Source organism: Brevibacillus sp. NRRL NRS-603 (genome assembly GCF_003013445.1).
Taxonomy (GTDB): Bacteria; Bacillota; Bacilli; order Brevibacillales; family Brevibacillaceae; genus Brevibacillus; species Brevibacillus formosus.
Genome location: NZ_PXZN01000012.1, coordinates 109,366 through 126,736, shown reverse-complemented (window position 1 = coordinate 126,736; position 17,371 = coordinate 109,366). Strand labels below are relative to the sequence as shown.

Sequence of the window (17,371 nt, the reverse complement as noted above, 5' to 3'; positions counted from 1 at the left end):
TCATGTTAGAAACGGACTGCTTCACCTTTTTGTGCGGATGCGTAGATGGCTTCAATCAATCTGTTGATGTACAAGGCTTGTTCCGGTGTGCAGAGAACCTCTGCTTTCCCTTCGATGGCGTCTATAAAATTACGGAATAAGAGTACGCGTTCTTTATGAGGTTTTGGTGTTAATTCTGTCGAAGCAGTTACGCCGTTCCACTCGTGGTAAAGCGTGAACTGGTTCTCCAATAAACGAAGGGATGCCCCACCCTCTTGTCCATATAGTTGAAGGAAAACGTTTTCCTCTGCGATGTGAGAAGCCCAGCTTGCATCGAGCGTAAGCGACAATCCATTCTCAAAGGTGATCATCGCCACTGCCATATCTTCCACGTCAAACTTCCCGTTATCATCGATCCTTCCCCACTCTGACAAGCCGCGTTTGTGAGGTCCGAATTGCGCATACGTCTGCCCGAGGACGGATACAGGCTTTGGATGGTCCAAGAGCCATAAGGTCAAATCGAGCATATGTACGCCGATGTCAATCAACGGACCGCCGCCTGCCCATTCTTTTTGCGTAAACCAGCTTCCCCATCCGGGAATTCCATTTCGTCTGACCCATCCGGTCTTGGCGTGATAGATGTTCCCCAGCTTTCCTTCCTTCAGCCATGTTTTGACTTGCAGGGAATCGCTTCGGAATCGGTTATTTTGTGCGACCATGAGGATTTTGTCTGCTTTTTTCGCGGCTTCGATCATTTCCTCTGCTTCTTGGGCATTCATCGCCATCGGCTTTTCGCATAGCAGGTGTTTGCCTGCTGCAAGCGCACTTTTAGTTGCTTCTGCATGCAAGTAGTTCGGGACACAAACAATGATCGCGTCTGTACCAGACTCTTGTAGCATTGTCTCGTATTCAGTGAAAACTTGTGGAATGTCATGCCGCTTCGCACGATAGGAAGCCATTTCTGCGGAAATATCTGCAATGGCAACTACCTCTGCTCGCGGCTCTTCCCTGATCGCTTCCAAGTGTGCTTCTGTAATCCCCCCTGCACCGATGATTCCGATTTTCCATTTGCGCTGATTCGTCATATTCTCCCCTCCTACACCCACCACAGATTCTGGACTGGTTCTCGCAAAATGACTTGCTGCAGATTTTGAACCGCTCGTTGAAAGCCTTCCTCAATTGACATGATGGCATCCTCGTGCTCGATGCTCACGACATAATCGTATCCATTCATGCGCAGTGCACTCATCATATCTGCCCACGTCTGCTGTGAATGACCATAGCCTACCGTTCGGAAATACCACGCACGTTCATGTAAATTGGCGTAGGAATTCATATCCGTCAGCCCGTACATATTCACTTTTTCCTGGTCAATGTACGTGTCTTTGGCATGGAAATGATAAATCGCTTTTTCTTTGCCCAAGATTTTGATTGCAGCTACTGGATCAATCCCTTGCCACCACATATGACTGGGATCGAAGTTTGCCCCGATTCCCTCGCCTACCTGTTCCCGCAGCTTCAACAGTGTCCCTGGTGTGTGGACGAGAAAGCCGCCATGCAGCTCCAACGCAACCTTGACATGATGCTCGGTCGCATAAGCAGCCCATTCGCGCCAATACGGGATAAGCTTCTCGTTCCATTGCCAATGGAGCACGTCTCGATACTCATTGGGCCAAGGAGCAACGGGCCAGCTGGGGTACTTCGCTCCTTCGTGGTCGCCTGCCGTACCGGAAAAGCAATTGACCACAGGCACCTCCAGCATCTCTGCTAGCTGTACCGTTTTCACAAACGTATCGTGGGACTGCTGCGCAAAGCTTTTCTCTGGTGTCAACGGGTTGCCGTGACAACTGAGGGCGCTGATTATCAATCCCCGATCCTCTACTGCTTTTTTGTACGCTCGTCTTTTTTCCGGACTTTCCAACAGCTCTTCCAGATTGCAGTGTGCATTGCCCGGATAGCAGCCTGTGCCGATTTCCACCGCCTCTAAACCTGCTGCCTTCACATGATCCAGCATTTCTTCGAACGACTTCTCGCTAAAAAGAACGGTAAATACGCCAAGCTTCATATCTCTTCACCCCTTTTGAATGAGTAAACTCGTTTGCTTCTTCTATATGGTAAGACTTGTTGCCTCACTCCCGTAAAGCGCTTACAGTTTGGCGAATCACGAGATGGTGTGGGACGGTGCTCATTCTCTCTACAGGTTCATTGCGGATTTGTCTGAGTAACTGCTCTGCTGCGGCTTTTCCGTACATGAACGGATCATTGTGCACGGTGGTGAGCATGGGGCGGGAAAGTGAGGCGAGCTCCAAATTGTCGAAGCCCATGACGGAGATGTCTTCTGGTACACGAATGCCATGGTCGTACAAGTAATTGAGGACGCCAACCGCCATCAGGTCTGTGGCGACAAAAACGGCTGTCGGGCGAATTTTTTCCTCACAAATACGGCGCATGGCTTCGTAACCGCTCTTGGCTGTGAATTCACCTTCCACGATGAATCCTTCATGGATCGGCAAATCATATGCCCGCATGGCTTTTCGGTAACCGCCCATGCGATCCAGACCGCACGGCGGGTCCCACAGTGGACCAGATATACACGCAATCTTTGTATGTCCTTGTGAGATGAGATAGGCCGTAGCATCATAGGAGGCTTGCACATTGTTGACGTTGACAGTTGGAATCTGATAGCCGGGCAAATCGTGGCCGGTAACAACAAGGGGAACCTGAATCTCTTGCAGCGTCTGGATATTGCCCTCCAGGAAATGAATGCTCGCGATAATGACACCATCGATTTGTTTTTCTTTGAACAGCCGCAAGTACTTTAGCTCTTTGTCCACCACTTCATCGGATATCGCCAAGAACATGCTGTAGTCGTACTCGCTAATGACGCTGTCAATTCCGTAAATGAGATTGGAGTAAAAGTTGTTGGAGATATCGGGAATCATCACCCCGATGATGCGGGTTTCCTTGCTGACCAAGCTCCTGGCAATCGCATTCGGCTGAAAGCCCGTCTCTTGCACGATTTTCAAGACTCTTTCTCGCAGCTCTGGACGGACTGGCTTGGAATTATTCAGCACGCGCGAAACAGTCGCGATGGAAACGTTGGCGAGCTGTGCGATGTCTTTAATGGTTACAGTAATGTTTCTTCACCCACTTTCTATGTAATGGGTAAACGTTTTCCTAATGTGAAAATAACACCCAGTTTTTGTTTTGTCAATATTCAGTTAATTAAAAATGCTCTTGACGCCAGCAGAAAGTTCCCAAATAATTTACTATATAATTTAGTAACTAAATTAATTTGTACATGAAGGAGGTTTTTTCATGAATGTTTTCCTTACAGGAATAACAGGTTATGTCGGATCTGTAGTCGCCGAGCATTTTCAATCTCTTGGGTATAAGGTTGCTGGACTTGTTCGATCGGAAGAGAAAGCGGAGCTGTTGCTCTCACAAGGCTTTACCCCGATTATTGGCGATCTTGCAGATACCACCCTATTAACAGAAAGCGTTAAAAAATTCGATGGGGTCATTCATATGGCGATCTCGCACACTCCTGATATGGAAAAACTGGATGTAGCAGCGGTTCAGGCGATGCTGGATGGTTTGGAAGACACCGGGAAGCCATTCATTTATACGAGCGGAACGCTGATCTATAACGATACGTACGACAATGTCGTGGATGAAGACTCCCCTCTCAACCCTTTGCCTTTTCTCCAGTGGAAAGCGAACCAGGAGCAGGAGGTGTTAAGCGCTGCCGAACGCAATATTCGTACAATCGTCATACGTCCAACTCTCGTGTATGGTCGTGGCGGTGGCCTCGTCCAAGCAACGATTCAAAGGACGAAGCTCTCTCAATCAGCCAACTATATCGATGACGGGCAAATGGCATGGTCTACTATCGATGTTGATGATTTGGCCAGACTTTACGAATCCGCTTTTTTACGAGCACAGCCAGGCTCATTATTCAATGCAACTTCCAAGGAAATGATCACGACGAAAAAGCTCATGACTTCGATTGCCAAAATAGCTGGGATAGAAAAAGTGGAATCATGGAGCTACGAGGATGCAGCTAAAGCATTAGGACCAGCCGCTTGGGGGGCGAGCATCAACCAGAGGATATCTGGATTACGCGCCGAACAACAGCTGCATTGGAGCCCCTCTGCGAACTCGCTCCTCAAAGAGCTGGAGCAAGGTTCTTATCAAAACAACAAAAAACCATAGTCCATGTTCGAACTATGGTTGAGATTCATCGCTACCCTGATAGGTATGCAGGAATCTGATTGATTTCGTTAAAATCCGTATGAGTGCCTGCGCATCATCCGTACCAAGATGCTCATGGAGCTGCTGAAATCGATTAAACAGCTCTTGCTCTCTCGCTGCCACAAAATCAAAGCCCTCTTTCGTAGGGGCTACGAGAATAGAGCGTCGATCCTTGGGCCCTACGGTACGGGTGATAAGCCCAAGCTGTTCGAGTGATTGAATGACATGGGTCACAGCTGCTGATGTTATTTTTAATTGCTTGCCTAGCTCGGAAACTCTGATGCCTTTCGTGTCAGGTGGACTAACGTAGGTCAAATGAACAAGCAAATTCAATTCACTCTGACGAAGGTCTTTCGAAGGACTGAAAACATGTCCGATCCGCTTCAACTGACCAAATACGAGAGCTAGCTCTTTCGTCGTCTGATCAATGGTAACTTCCGAGTTTGTATGGTCTGTACTCATCCGTTTAGACTCCCATTCTTTGATGGTATCAATCGATTATTTACGAAATGAAATAATATTGTCAAGAATGAGAGTCCACTTACTACCCGAAAAAGCACCGTATGCCAAGGTCAGAACTCCTGCATACGGTGTTTAGCCTACCTACTCTATTCTGGGAAGCAGAACTGCATCTTGCTAAACGATCTGCGCAATTCGATCACCTTAGACTGGACCACCTCTGGCTTTTCCCTACCTGACAACACACTTACAATTAACTCTGCAATCGTGTCCATCTCTTGTTCCTTCATGCCAAAGCGAGTGACTTCTGTCGTCCCGATGCGCAGACCGCTTGGAAAGTCCCAATCTTCAGGACCGTCACCAGGAATCAAATTTTTGTTGGTGATGATGTTCGCTTCTGCCAATCGCTTGCCTACCTCGTACCCACCGCCAAACTCTTTTACGTCCAGAATGACTTGGTGTGTACGTGTATAGCCTTTGTGTGCGCAAAGCACCCGTATTCCCCGTTCATCGAATGCTTTTCCCAGTGCTTGTGCATTCGTCACAATTTGCGCCATGTATTCCTTGCCAAACGCTAAAAACTCCGCCGCCGCAGCTGCTAATGCCGCTACCCGATTGACTTGATGTGTCGCGGCAAGGGCTGGGAAGATGGCATCTGTAATCGGTACCGAGAGTTCCGGGTCATTCCAGACGATGATGCCGCTTTGTGGACCGCTAAACGTTTTCCCAGCAGAGCCAGTCATCACACATGCCCCTTCTCGCAGCGGGTCTTGAAATTGACCACCACCGATCAACCCCAACTGGTGTGCACCATCAAAATAAATGCGACCGCCCCATTCTTTCACGATCTCAGCCATCTCCTTCAGTGGAAATGGAAATAAGGTCATGGACGCTCCGAGAGTAACGAGCTTTGGCCTAACTTGCCGTGCGACTTTAGCAAACTCGCCCAGATCAACGGTGAGCTCAACGGGGTCCATGGGCACATCGACAATTTGCAAACCTCGAATGCCAGCAGGCCCGTCTACCCGATTGCTGGAATGCCCCCCAAACGGTTGCGCGATCGTCATAATCGTATCGCCCGGTTGCGTTAACGCCGCGTAGACCGTCATGTTCCCGATCATGCTCGCTACCAGCCGATGGTCCGCAAAGTTAGCGTGGAATACTTTTTTTAACAGCTCAACACATAACGCTTCGATTTCATCGATATATTTTGTGCCCGCGAACCATCTCTGCGTGCTGCCGATATGTCCTTCCGCAGCGCGAGTACCAACCTCAGATGCGAGCAATTGACGTACGATGGGCGTGGTGGGTGCTTCTGGTGCGAGCAAATTCAAACATTCCTCGCCTCGCCAAATCGCATTGCGGTTGACAGCATTCACGATCTCTTGCTGAATCAGACGGTGAGACGGACTCTCTTCAATAATGGATCGTGCCCATTGCAAAACACGCGAATCATGTACTTCCCCCTTCAGTTCAACCGTACTCATGCCATTACCCCCTATTCATCATTGGAATGGTCCGTAAGCAATCTGCCAAGGCTGATCCAGTTTTCTTCCACCAAAGAAGAGGCAAGCTGACTGTTGTTGTCTCGAAATGCTTCGATGATTCTGCGGTGCTGTTCTACTGATTCCACCCCTTCTAAGGAACCAAACCGAGCAAATTCCAAACGCCGAACTTTCGGTACAACTCGCTCAAGTGCCAAATAGATTTCTCGATTACCCGCAGCCTCGAGGATCACGTCGTGAAAGCCGTCATCTGCTTCAATCGCTTTGATCACATCTTGCTGTTCGAGCGCGACCCGCAGCTTTTCATTCCATTGCTCCAGAGTACAGATGTCCTCCCTTTCAAATGGCATCGACAATCGTGCTGCCAACCCGTGCAAGGCCGCAACAACCGGAAAAGCGTGCTTCGCCTCCTTTTCAAGTAAGGGTGTCACCCGTGTGAGAGATCCCGGAACGGATTCAATAAGACCTTCGTCTTCTAACCGTTTAAGCGCTTCTCTTACGGGTGTTCGACTCACGCCAAATAAAGCCGCCAGTTCGTTGTCGTTGACTCGTTCTCCTGGCTTTAGCTCTAGCATGATGATCGCTTTTTTCAAGCCTTGGTATACTTGTTCGCGTAATGTGGGGCGTTCGATCTGTTTGATTAGGTTCGTGTCCATAAAACCAATATATTGGTTTTGTTTGTTTCTGTCAATTTAAAATATTCCGATACATTTGAGTGATGGTTTGAACAGAATTTGCTTTGGGCTTCACCAAAGATACAGAAAAAAGAGGCTTCCCCACCAGTATCATTTACGAATGGGATAGCCTCTTCATTCTCAATCGAAACTCTATGATTCTATTCTGCCGGAGGGCTACAATACTCCCGAACAATCTGCTCCTTCATCTCTTCAACCGGAAACCCTTCCGGATAAGTCGTCATCATCAGCATTGCGCCTTGAAGCGCCGAAGAAAAATAGAGCGATCTCAATCTGGGCTGTTTTACCCCTAATTCTTTGAAGATTTGGCATTGAACTTCAAACTGCCTGCGTGACTCCTCATTTAACTGCTCTCTGTAAGAAGCAAGTACCCGATCATCTTCCGGCTGCGTTTGCAAATTCAAGTAAAAACGATAGACATCCGGTCGCTGGTAGACGTTATTAAGCGCACCGTCGACAATATGACGCAGCTGTTCGTGCGGTGTTGCAAGCTGAGTCGCAGCCTCCATCACTTCTTTTACTTCCTCGATCCGTACCTTGACCATCGCGGCGAGAAGCTCTTCTTTGCCTTTGTAATAATTGTAAAGCAGTCCCTTCGATATCTGAGCCTGTTTGGCTACATCGTCGATTGAGGTCGCGTGGTAGCCTTTTTTTATGAAAAGCGTCATCGCGGCTGCATGGATTTTTTCTTTTGCAGCTTGGCGAATTCGCTCATTTTCAGCTGGGGTACGCGGCACAGTTTACGTCAATCCTCCAAAAATTCAGTGATGGCGCGAGCGATTTCTTCTGGATGCGTCAACGTTGGTTTATGATCAGCACCCGTAATCTCGATAACCCTATGCTCTGGCAAAACTTGTTGAAAATGTTCGGCGATACGGTGTAGATCAGGCGCATCTTCCTTGCCGAGGAGAAAACATGTTTTATCAGCCAAATCTCCCAGACGCTCAATCGCAGGTGGTTGCGGCCATACAGACTCCCAGGTGGCCCACTCGAACATTTTCGCTATATTATGTTTCGTCATCTCTACCATGAGGTCCTTCTGGGGACTTGCCATCACGACGCGGTACGAGCAGGAGGACAGAGAAAGCTCCAGCATGCGGTCAACATCCGGTGCAGCGACTTGAATTGTCTGCATCCATTCTGTGAAAGGCTTGCTGAATGTATAGCCTGACAAATCTGGAGCGATCAACACGAGCTTGCTCACTCTCTGCGGATATGCCAAGGCAAACTCAGTTGCAATTCGCCCGCCTATTGAATGCCCTACGAGCGTGGCTTCATCCAGCTGGAAGTGGTCCATGACGGAAAGCAAATCATCAACGTAATTCGCTGTCTCTGTTGGAGACGGGGATTTCCCGCACCCGCGTCCGTCAAAAGCGATGACCTGATAATGCTTCGCCAGAATCGGCGTGACAAAGGTCCAATCTCGCAAATCAGCACCGCCACTGTGCAATAGAATGACTGGTTTTCCTTCCCCTGAAACCTCATAGTACAAATCCATCGGTGATCCCTCCATGAAATGTGGATTTGGTATATGATCCCAGTTTATTATTGAATGAACGTTTAGTCAATAAAAAATAAGTGTATTTCCCATAACAAAACAAAAAGCCCTAATCAACCTGATCAGGACTTACTTCTACACGCCAGGCAGAGAAATATCACGCTTCCGACTGTATGCGCTTCGCCTCTGCATAAAGAACTTGAATGAACTTTTTCATATTAATCCGAATATCTGAACTTGGCGATGCGGCATTGCTTTTTAACTCCGCCATCTTCTTCCACACGTACGTAAAATCAAAAAACTGCGAAGCGTAATTTTCGAACTTCCAATTCGAGAGGTCAGCAAGCCCCAGAGACGCCAAATGATTCAGCGACTGATAGATCGCTCGACGGACTCTCTGCTCAGAAGCTTTGACTACCTTGGCGATTTGTGGATCGTCCACTGCTACTCCGAGCCTCTCCTGTGCTACTGCCACAAAAATCTCTTTCAAGGCTGGAAATCCATTTTTAAACGTATGTGTCTGTTCGTATCCATGCAAGAAGTCCAAAATATCGAGCAAATCATTGCTGCCATTGTCTCCTGCGATGCCCAACTCTGTTAATAGAAATTGCCCCGCCTCGCGAAGGGGTTTGCCTAGTGACGAACGAAGTTGTCCGGAAGGCGGCTGGTCCACTTGCATGACGGCATTCAACGATTTGTGAATGTCTCGTATCGAACGCTCGAGGCGAATTTTCTCGATCACTTTTTGAAGAATTGTCACGACTTCGATCTTGTTTACCGGCTTGATAATGTAGTATTCACTTCCAAGGGCGTAAGCTTGGGCAATCAAATCTTTTGTTTCTGCCTGAGAGATCATGACGATCTTTCCTGTGAATGTCGGCTTCACTTGGCGAATCGTCTCAATCCCATCCCGGTTGGGCATGAACAAATCGATCAGCAAAATATCTACATTGCGTGCGGTTAACGTATGACCGTCTACCATCGAGCCGTCAGATGCTTCCCCCACGACTTCGCCCAGATTCTCGTCTTCTATAATTTCCGTCAACATGAGACGTACAGCATCATCGTCATCCACTAAATAAAACAGCATCTTCTCACTCTTTCTTCGTTATCGGATCAATTGGTAATCGCATAAGAAAAGTTGTTCCCTTCCCATCTGCTCCATCCTGTAGGGAGATTTCCCCTTGCCATTGTTCCACCAATTGTTGTACATAAGACAGTCCGATCCCTGTAGAGGGGTTGCCGGTTTGATCGTATTTCGTAGTAAAGCCAGGCTTGAACAGCAACGCCTTTCGCCTTGGAGGTACTCCAGGTCCGTCATCGTTGATTCTAATCTCCACAAGATCCCCTATCCGATCAATTTCAATGGAAATAGCTCCTGTTTGCTGGATGGCTTCTACAGCATTTGCCACCAGATTATTGATCAAGGAAAGCATCATGAATACATGGTAGAGCGGATGTGTCCCCGTAATGGAAGCTGTGATCTGTATGTCCTTCTCCAACAAAGTCGCATACTTCATATTGCTTCGTCTGATAATGTCCACGAGCTGATGGATGTCCATGTAATCCGTAATGCTTTCATCGGAAATCAGCTTGTGAAGCCCTGCAAAAATGCGTTGATTATCCTTTTTAATCTCGTGAACCTCGCCTGCAACAATCAATGCTTTCTTGGCAAAGCTCTCTACACTCGTGGCCACCTGTTCCTTATGAAGCTCATGCAAGCCTTGGTAAAGCTCGAAAGACTTCATACTAATACTCTCGGCATTTTGCAGCGTTTTTTTCAAATGAATCGATTCCTCATACAAAGTGGAAATCAGCATAAGCATGTGTTCATTCTGTTTTCTTGTCTGTTGCTCTCGCGACTGTGCTTCGTAGAGCTTCATCATGTTGAGAAAACTAATCACGATAAAGCTGTGGGATAGAGCGATGACGAGCATTTCTTGCACCGCTCCCCATGTGAGAACGGTATCCAGCAGTACATGTTGCGAGAGAAACTCAATGAGGTCAGCCAATACCTCGATGACCATTCCCAGTAATCCAACCAAAATCGTCCGGTTGTGAAAATGGCGTATTCTGGCTAAATAAAACAGTACACAATAAGCGAAATAAAAGAAAAAGCTAGAATAATGCGCTTGGAGTGAAGGCTCCCATGCTGTATGATTCCCGGCGACGAGGTCCATCACAATCCGGAAGCATACGACCGTAATCCCCGTCAAAAAGCCAGCGAAAACAGATGGAATTCTTTGAAACAGTAATAAAAAGAAGAAAAAGGTCGGAGCTCCAAAGCTAATTCGAAATGTCTCATTGACGGGATAAAATTTCAACTCCCCTGCCAATGGGACCGTAATAAGCATGAGCACCAATATATACCAATCCCGTTTTACTTGTGTCTGAACTCGCACGCCTTTCACTTCCCACGTTGTTTCTTGATGTCCCTATCTATTTTTACCGAGGATTCGCTTATAGGACAAGTAAAAAAAAATGTGAAACTCTCTTGAAACAATCTGTGAGTTTTTGTTTTATTTTGTAGGGTGGTTGTAAAGTGTTCATTATATGTATTTTGCGAGGCATGGAAGCGCTTTCTCTTCCTCTTCGCGTAAGAGCAGTGTATTCGATTTTTGGGGGGACAGGCGTTGATTCAACAGGTTTTACTTGAGGATGAATTAGAGCAATGGGTGGAACAATATCGTTCCAAGGCATCTGAAGGAAAATGTGCCAGTTATATCCCGGCTTTGTACAGAACGGATCCGAATCAGTTAGGTATTTGTATCATCGAGCCTACAGGAAAAATGCACACCGCGGGTGACTGGAAAGTTCCTTTTACGATGCAAAGTATTTCCAAAGTAATCAGTTTTATTGCTGTTTGCTGCTACCATGGCATCCCTTACGTGTTGGATCGGGTAGATGTAGAACCGACTGGAGATGCATTCAACTCCATTATCCGACTGGAAATGAACAAGCCAGGTAAGCCTTTTAATCCGATGATCAATGCGGGAGCGATTACGACATCTTCACTCCTCCCTGGTCAAACACCGGATCATAAACTGCGTTACTTGTATGCATTTTTCAGTAAAATCACAGGTGTTACGCCAATGGTGAACGAGGAAGTGTTTCTTTCCGAATGGGAAAACTCTCACAGAAACCGGGCACTCGCCCATTATTTAAAGGATACGGGCTATCTGGCCTGTGAAGTGGAAGAGGCTTTGGAGGTTTACTTAACGCAATGCTCGATTGAAGTAACCACCGAGCAAATCGCCTTAATCGGTCTCCTGTTGGCACTCGACGGCTTTCATCCGCTGCGCAACGAACAAGTTCTCCCAAAAGATGTCGTCCGTTTAGCCAAAGCGCTGATGCTCACCTGCGGCATGTACGATGCATCGGGCAAATTTGCCGCGAATGTTGGCTTGCCAGCAAAAAGTGGCGTCTCAGGCGGAATCATGACGCTGGTTCCACCTAACCGCAAACCACATTCACCGTTTCAAGATGGCTGTGGAATCGGTATTTTTGGACCTTCCATTGATGGTTGTGGAAACAGTGTAGCGGGCGTTTCTTTGTTAAAACATATGGCTCACGAATGGGATGTAACGATTTTTTAGAGAATACTAAGGAAAAATTCATAACAAAATCCGAGGTGACACGATGCAACAATTCCTACTCGATGTAACAGCTTCCATAAACGATTTTTTGTGGTCCTATATTATCATTATCATGCTAATCGCGTTAGGCTTGTTCTTTACCTTCCGGGGCAAATTTTTGCAAGTGCGTATGTTGCCGGAAATGATCCGCTCTATTAAAGAAGGAAGAGCGAAAGACGATGGTGGAATCTCCCCTTTTCAAGCTTTCGCTATTAGTATGGCCGCGCGTGTCGGCACAGGGAATATTACGGGAATTGCCATCGCCATTGCTCTAGGTGGTCCTGGCGCCGTATTCTGGATGTGGGTCATTGCAATTATCGGTTCAGCTTCCAGTTTTGTTGAGAGTACGCTCGCTCAGATTTATAAAATCAAGGATAAGAACGGTTTTCGTGGCGGTCCAGCCTATTACATGGAAAAAGGGCTGAACAAACGCTGGATGGGTGCCCTGTTTGCTGTCCTCATCACCCTATCGTTTGGTCTCGTATTTAATGCCGTGCAATCCAACACGATCACGATTGCTTTTGAAAATTCGTTTGGTGCAGATCGATTGATAATGGGTATCATCATGACGATCGCATTTGCAGCTATCATTTTCGGCGGTGTAAAACGTATTGCGAAAATGTCTGAGTATATCGTAATTGTATTGGCTATATTGTACATCGGGATGGCGCTCTTCATTGTAATCATGAACATCTCCGAGATGCCTGCACTGATCGCGTTGATTGTGAAAAACGCGTTCGGCTTCGAACAAATCGCGGGCGGTTCTCTCGGTGCAGCGCTCATGCACGGCATCAAGCGAGGATTGTTCTCGAACGAAGCTGGTATGGGTAGTGCGCCGAATGCTGCGGCAACGGCAACAACAAGCCATCCAGTGAAGCAAGGTCTGATTCAGGCATTCGGTGTTTTATTTGACACCCTCGTGATCTGTACAAGCACAGCCTTCATCATTTTGCTGTCCGGCGCATACACGCAACAAGGTCTGAGTGGAATTGAGCTGTCCCAAGCAGCACTGAGCATTCATATCGGTTCTTGGGCGTCTGGCTTCCTTGCCATTATGGTATTCCTGTTCGCCTTCAGTACGTTGATCGGTAACTACTATTACGGCGAGACTAACATTGAGTTTTTGAAGACAAGCAAAGCATGGCTATTGCTGTATCGTTTAAGTGTTCTCGCCATGGTGTTGTTCGGATCAGTGGCAAAGGTACAGCTTGTATGGGATTTGGCCGATTTGTTCATGGGCTTCATGGTCATTGTCAACCTGATTGCAATCGCCATGTTGTCAAAAGTCGCGTATGCTGCGCTACATGATTATCTGGAACAGAAAAAAGCAGGAAAAGATCCTGTGTTTTACAAGGACAGTATTGAAGGTCTCGATAATATTGAAGCCTGGGATCATTCTGCTCCTTCCTCCAACAAATAGCTCTACGAATAAAAACGAGAAGCCTGTGTGGTAGCGGCTTCTCGTTTTTTATTTACAATCGCGGATCGATCTCTTTTTCCTTCGCCACTTCAAAGAGCAGCGTTGCGACTACTTGTTGATATTCCGTATTTTCAGGAGAAATGTCGTCGAATTTGAATCCAAGCATCCGCTCACCCAGCCTGTGCTCCTGCATCGAAGTCTTGAGCTTTTGCGTAATATTTTTCTGATTAAAAAGCTTGCGGTACTTGTGTGGGAAGCGGTAGTCGTAGCCATAAATAATCGACAAGTACTCCGGATTGCGAACCTTCATGGCAGGAACGACCTTCTGATTGACGAGCTCTGGCTTGATCACGATGCCTTCCATTTTGTTCTCCAGTGTAATCGTGGAAAAGTAGCGAGCTGCTTCTTCATACGCATACGGCTCAGACAAATCGATTGTGAGAAAATGATCGTCATTTACAAAGCGATACATATCGGATGTTTTCCAATCAGGCAATTGCTCTTCCCCATTCAAATAGACGGTCTTTAGAATTGTAAAAGGCTTGTAGGCAAGCTCCCCTTCTCCTGCATAGAGCTCCATCTGTTTTTGGTAAATGTGATAGGCCTCCAAATGCTCGTCTACAGGAACGTAGCTCTCTTTGATTTCTCGTAAATATTTATAGTTTTGATACAAGGTCGAACCGAATTTTTCCGTGAGTGCACCCTTGGATAGGTGGAACTGGTCTTTTTCGAATCCGCTCTCGTCATAACTGTGGATGAGCTGGTGAAGCGCCTCTTCAAAACCGTTTTCCTGCAAAAATGCAAATTCGCTGCGCAGTGCGGATTCAATTGGTTTGAACTGCTTTTCGATCAAGCCCTTCCCTATTGCACTCCACGGCAACAATTCACCATCCAAGATAAGCATCGCTATTTCATTTCGCTCCATGTATGCGCGGAACCTTGCATGCAGATTGTCATAAATCGGTGTCAAATCAACCTGATTGATGGCATAACCGTTTCTGCTGATCGCAAAGCATTTATCTCGATCATGATGGAGATAGAGATTGCATCGCGAACCCATGTATTTCGGCTGCAACACGACTTGATGAACGCCACGACTCGCAAAATAATCTAGTCCCGCCTTCAACGACTCCAATTCCTGAGTCGCCTCATCCTTATCCGCCGGGGGCATTGTTCCAGAAATAAAATTGACCTTATTTTTCGAGCAGTAACGGAGTCGACGGAGTTCTTCCTCTTCCAAATCTCCCATCGATACTTGTTTTTCTGCATGGAACATAAGCGGCAGCTCATCAGTCATCACTCGATGCTTAGACTGAAACGATTTGAAAAATGGCTTGTGTGCGATCACGACTGACGTTAAAGCATTTCCGTGCACACATCCGGTATCGAGATGGAGCTTGTTTTTCAGGCGAAACGTTTTTTGTGCCGCAATATGTCCAAAAATATGGTACGGATGGTTATTAACCGCTTCAACCGTCAAAAATGCGAGCTGCTCTTCCAATGAAGCTGTTCGGTCTATCCGAAAATTGCGTTGGCGTCGCATCGAATTCGCATCAAGCTTTCCAATATACTTCTTTTTGCAAGGAGCATGTGTGACATAATAGGATGGGCCAGTCAGAGCGTTAGATCGATAAAACGGCTGAGCCAGCGAATACAGGTGATTGAACCTCTCTGTTAAATCAGTGTCTTTTTCCAGAACGTGTATGGAATCAAAATAAGTATCCAGTAGCTGTGGGTCTACGCCTTTTAGTTCCTTTCGTAGGTACTTGTAGACAAAATTTTCGTGATTCCCGAGAACGAACAAGAAATGCTCTTGATTCGTGTATAAAAACTCGATGATCTCCCTTGTTTGCGCTCCTTTGTCGATCCAGTCCCCTGCTAGGATGATTTTGGTATGCTGTACCTTTTCAGTCGAGATGAGACGATTGTCCTCGAGCTTGAATCCGTAAGCTTGCAGGAGACCTTTTAATTCGTGGACGCATTCGTGAACGTCTCCGATGATGATGTACCTTTGATCTTTTGGGAGGATTGTAGCCAGATAGGCATCCTTATTTTCGATCACGACCTCATAGCGAGGATTTGCCACCCCATCTGCTAGTACGTAAAAATCTTTGTGCCGTATCCGGTGAATGTTGTGGTACCCTTCCTTGGATAATGCCCGGAGCACTTCTTGCTTCAACCGGAGAATATGGTTGGTAATCAGTTTTTTCGACCGCTCGGAAGCGTAGTAATCTTCCCGATTGCGATAATCAAAGAGGATCACTTCCAATCGGTAATTGTTCTCTGCTGCAATGTCGCGGACTTTCGAGCGGAAGTCTTCTGCTAGCCCTGTTGTATCGACAACCACGAATTCGGCGTTGATCGGAAACGAAGTCACCAAGCGCAGCTTTTCAAGCAGGAGCTGAAATGCCTGCTCGCTGGCTTCCAGCATCACCTGATCATACTTGTCGTAATCATGGCCCAGCAGTTCCTGGCGAATACTGTCCGAGGAAATATATTGAATATTTGCTTTTACGTTTTTTTGCTCATTTTCAAATGAAAGTCTCGGCATGAGTACTTCCTTGGCAAAAGTCGTTTTCCCACACTCAGTGGGACCGACGAGCATAAAAATGGTATGAACCTGCGTCTGTATCAGCATCGTTACGCCCCCTTTCTCTGGACAATGACGCCTTGTGTGGTGTGGATATCGTTCACGCCGTCACCAATGGATACAAATTGCCCCTGCACCCCGGCTTCTTCCATGATCTCGGTCATCCATGCCTGGAACTCTTCTAGTCCCATTTCCCATTTATGATCGTCGTGGCGATAGCCCTCCAGCTCATAAAACTGATTAAAATCCGAGTTCGGTGTTGTAATGATAAAATGGTCAAAATCCAATCGACTGCAGATTTGCTGGATGAGCGCTCTCGCTTCCTCTTTGCTCATATGCTCAATGACCTCAGTCAAAATGACATCTACCTGTTCCCCGTTGTAATCCTGTAAAAACTGATCAAGCGAACGGAACAAAATCAGATTCGAGATTTCTTTTTCCTCGGCCCTGCGTCTGACTAATTCCAGCGATTGTTCGTCGATATCGATGGCATAGTAATACTGCGGCAGCTTGGTAGCAAACGGAATCGCATAAAATCCTTCTCCGCATCCGATATCCACAATCGATTTGGTAAAAGGAAGCTTACTCGCGATATAGTTCCTTCTCTGCAAACCAGTGCTGCCATATTCAAATTGAATGGGGTAGCGGTTTGTCTTCTCGATCTCGGTCTTGTACTTGCGATAGCGCTCCCTGGTTGTCAGGAAGTTGCGAGCGAACAGGCTTCGTATGTAAAAAGGTGCGTCGATGACATGGATGCTTTTGATGTATTTATCCAGAATGTTATCGGAAATATCGATGTACTCTTTTCCAAACATACTCAAGAATAGACAGAGCACACTCACCACGTGGAGAAGCTGATGCAGACTCGTTCTCGTTGTGATGGTCAGAGCGTAGCTCTTATCGGCGTGATGCTTGAGTTCAAAGGTGAAGTCCTTCAGGTGCTTCTCAAAAAATGACAGATATAGCAGTCGTTCGATGTGAATCATGTTGATGAAAAAAACATGCTCATACCCTTCTGCATCCCGCTCGTCGTGTCGCTTCATCGAAGCGGAAAAAAATTCATTAATCGCATTTAACGGAAACAAGGGTGTATTGTACCGGGAGACATTCAAATATTCAAAATGCTCCTGCTCGGATTGTTTGTAGGAGACCTCATTTTCTGCATCTTTAAAGTAAACGTTATAAGTATCCGTATTGGAAAACCACCCGTATGCGATGCCTTTTCGAATGGATCGCAAACTCAGTCCGGAATTCGGATTTTTCTTGATCATGTACGAAAAGTCCGGGTTCTCTGATCGTAGCTGAACAATAGCCATACGTTGTCTCACCTCTGGAA

The 17,371-nt window shown here is 46.7% G+C and carries 15 protein-coding genes; 3 read left to right on the top strand and 12 right to left on the bottom strand.

The window, feature by feature from the left end:
- Positions 1 to 5: 5 nt before the first annotated feature.
- The 3 genes from C7R94_RS08210 to C7R94_RS08200 all read right to left on the bottom strand — a co-directional run bounded on the left by C7R94_RS08210 (position 6) and on the right by C7R94_RS08200 (position 3,095).
- Entirely contained in the window at positions 6 to 1,064 is a 1,059-nt protein-coding gene (locus tag C7R94_RS08210) for a Gfo/Idh/MocA family protein (RefSeq protein WP_106779856.1), read from the bottom strand.
- 11 nt (positions 1,065 to 1,075) lie between these two features.
- Positions 1,076 to 2,044: a sugar phosphate isomerase/epimerase family protein gene (locus C7R94_RS08205; RefSeq protein ID WP_106779853.1), complete on the bottom strand. Its 969-nt coding sequence runs from the start codon at positions 2,042 to 2,044 to the stop codon at positions 1,076 to 1,078.
- 64 nt (positions 2,045 to 2,108) lie between these two features.
- Positions 2,109 to 3,095, bottom strand: coding sequence for a substrate-binding domain-containing protein (locus tag C7R94_RS08200; RefSeq protein WP_106779850.1), 987 nt, complete (start codon positions 3,093 to 3,095; stop codon positions 2,109 to 2,111).
- Positions 3,096 to 3,297: 202 nt separating this feature from the next.
- On the opposite strand from C7R94_RS08200, the gene C7R94_RS08195 reads away from it, so the two are divergent.
- A complete protein-coding gene (locus C7R94_RS08195; protein WP_106779848.1) occupies positions 3,298 to 4,194 on the top strand; it encodes an NAD-dependent epimerase/dehydratase family protein in 897 nt (298 codons plus the stop codon).
- A 12-nt stretch (positions 4,195 to 4,206) separates the two neighbouring features.
- Here C7R94_RS08195 and C7R94_RS08190 read toward each other — a convergent pair whose 3' ends face one another.
- From C7R94_RS08190 to C7R94_RS08160, 7 genes are all read right to left on the bottom strand, one after another.
- Positions 4,207 to 4,695, bottom strand: a complete 489-nt coding sequence (locus C7R94_RS08190) for a MarR family winged helix-turn-helix transcriptional regulator (protein WP_106779845.1) — start codon at positions 4,693 to 4,695, stop codon at positions 4,207 to 4,209.
- A 146-nt stretch (positions 4,696 to 4,841) separates the two neighbouring features.
- Positions 4,842 to 6,179, bottom strand: coding sequence for a serine hydroxymethyltransferase (locus tag C7R94_RS08185; RefSeq protein WP_106779843.1), 1,338 nt, complete (start codon positions 6,177 to 6,179; stop codon positions 4,842 to 4,844).
- An 11-nt stretch (positions 6,180 to 6,190) separates the two neighbouring features.
- Complete coding sequence (locus C7R94_RS08180; RefSeq protein ID WP_106779840.1) at positions 6,191 to 6,853, bottom strand: GntR family transcriptional regulator; 663 nt, start codon at positions 6,851 to 6,853, stop codon at positions 6,191 to 6,193.
- Between the two features lie 179 nt (positions 6,854 to 7,032).
- A complete protein-coding gene (locus C7R94_RS08175; protein WP_106779838.1) occupies positions 7,033 to 7,629 on the bottom strand; it encodes a TetR/AcrR family transcriptional regulator in 597 nt (198 codons plus the stop codon).
- A gap of 8 nt (positions 7,630 to 7,637) precedes the next feature.
- Positions 7,638 to 8,390, bottom strand: a complete 753-nt coding sequence (locus C7R94_RS08170) for an alpha/beta fold hydrolase (RefSeq protein WP_106779836.1) — start codon at positions 8,388 to 8,390, stop codon at positions 7,638 to 7,640.
- Between the two features lie 157 nt (positions 8,391 to 8,547).
- Positions 8,548 to 9,480, bottom strand: a complete 933-nt coding sequence (locus C7R94_RS08165; RefSeq protein WP_106779834.1) for a response regulator — start codon at positions 9,478 to 9,480, stop codon at positions 8,548 to 8,550.
- A 4-nt stretch (positions 9,481 to 9,484) separates the two neighbouring features.
- On the bottom strand, positions 9,485 to 10,744 hold the full coding sequence (locus C7R94_RS08160) for an ATP-binding protein (protein WP_146142796.1): 1,260 nt from the start codon (positions 10,742 to 10,744) through the stop codon (positions 9,485 to 9,487).
- Positions 10,745 to 11,008: 264 nt separating this feature from the next.
- On the opposite strand from C7R94_RS08160, the gene C7R94_RS08155 reads away from it, so the two are divergent.
- Complete coding sequence (locus C7R94_RS08155) at positions 11,009 to 11,986, top strand: glutaminase (protein ID WP_106779830.1); 978 nt, start codon at positions 11,009 to 11,011, stop codon at positions 11,984 to 11,986.
- A 43-nt stretch (positions 11,987 to 12,029) separates the two neighbouring features.
- Positions 12,030 to 13,445 carry an alanine/glycine:cation symporter family protein gene (locus C7R94_RS08150; protein ID WP_106779828.1) on the top strand — a complete coding sequence of 472 codons (1,416 nt, stop codon included), beginning with the start codon at positions 12,030 to 12,032 and terminating at the stop codon, positions 13,443 to 13,445.
- 52 nt (positions 13,446 to 13,497) lie between these two features.
- Here C7R94_RS08150 and C7R94_RS08145 read toward each other — a convergent pair whose 3' ends face one another.
- Both C7R94_RS08145 and C7R94_RS08140 read right to left on the bottom strand, forming a co-directional pair.
- Complete coding sequence (locus tag C7R94_RS08145) at positions 13,498 to 16,083, bottom strand: metallophosphoesterase (RefSeq protein WP_106779825.1); 2,586 nt, start codon at positions 16,081 to 16,083, stop codon at positions 13,498 to 13,500.
- A gap of 2 nt (positions 16,084 to 16,085) precedes the next feature.
- Positions 16,086 to 17,351 carry a class I SAM-dependent methyltransferase gene (locus C7R94_RS08140; protein WP_106779823.1) on the bottom strand — a complete coding sequence of 422 codons (1,266 nt, stop codon included), beginning with the start codon at positions 17,349 to 17,351 and terminating at the stop codon, positions 16,086 to 16,088.
- Positions 17,352 to 17,371: the final 20 nt, after the last annotated feature.

Bases quoted from the DNA above. Each gene is read 5' to 3' on its own strand.
- C7R94_RS08210 (WP_106779856.1), bottom strand. From the start codon at position 1,064: ATGACGAATCAGCGCAAATGGAAAATCGGAATCATCGGTGCAGGGGGG.
- C7R94_RS08205 (WP_106779853.1), bottom strand. From the start codon at position 2,044: ATGAAGCTTGGCGTATTTACCGTTCTTTTTAGCGAGAAGTCGTTCGAA.
- C7R94_RS08195 (WP_106779848.1), top strand. From the start codon at position 3,298: ATGAATGTTTTCCTTACAGGAATAACAGGTTATGTCGGATCTGTAGTC.
- C7R94_RS08190 (WP_106779845.1), bottom strand. From the start codon at position 4,695: ATGAGTACAGACCATACAAACTCGGAAGTTACCATTGATCAGACGACG.
- C7R94_RS08185 (WP_106779843.1), bottom strand. From the start codon at position 6,179: ATGAGTACGGTTGAACTGAAGGGGGAAGTACATGATTCGCGTGTTTTG.
- C7R94_RS08180 (WP_106779840.1), bottom strand. From the start codon at position 6,853: ATGGACACGAACCTAATCAAACAGATCGAACGCCCCACATTACGCGAA.
- C7R94_RS08170 (WP_106779836.1), bottom strand. From the start codon at position 8,390: ATGGATTTGTACTATGAGGTTTCAGGGGAAGGAAAACCAGTCATTCTA.
- C7R94_RS08165 (WP_106779834.1), bottom strand. From the start codon at position 9,480: ATGCTGTTTTATTTAGTGGATGACGATGATGCTGTACGTCTCATGTTG.
- C7R94_RS08160 (WP_146142796.1), bottom strand. From the start codon at position 10,744: ATGCTTATTACGGTCCCATTGGCAGGGGAGTTGAAATTTTATCCCGTC.
- C7R94_RS08150 (WP_106779828.1), top strand. From the start codon at position 12,030: ATGCAACAATTCCTACTCGATGTAACAGCTTCCATAAACGATTTTTTG.
- C7R94_RS08145 (WP_106779825.1), bottom strand. From the start codon at position 16,083: ATGCTGATACAGACGCAGGTTCATACCATTTTTATGCTCGTCGGTCCC.
- C7R94_RS08140 (WP_106779823.1), bottom strand. From the start codon at position 17,351: ATGGCTATTGTTCAGCTACGATCAGAGAACCCGGACTTTTCGTACATG.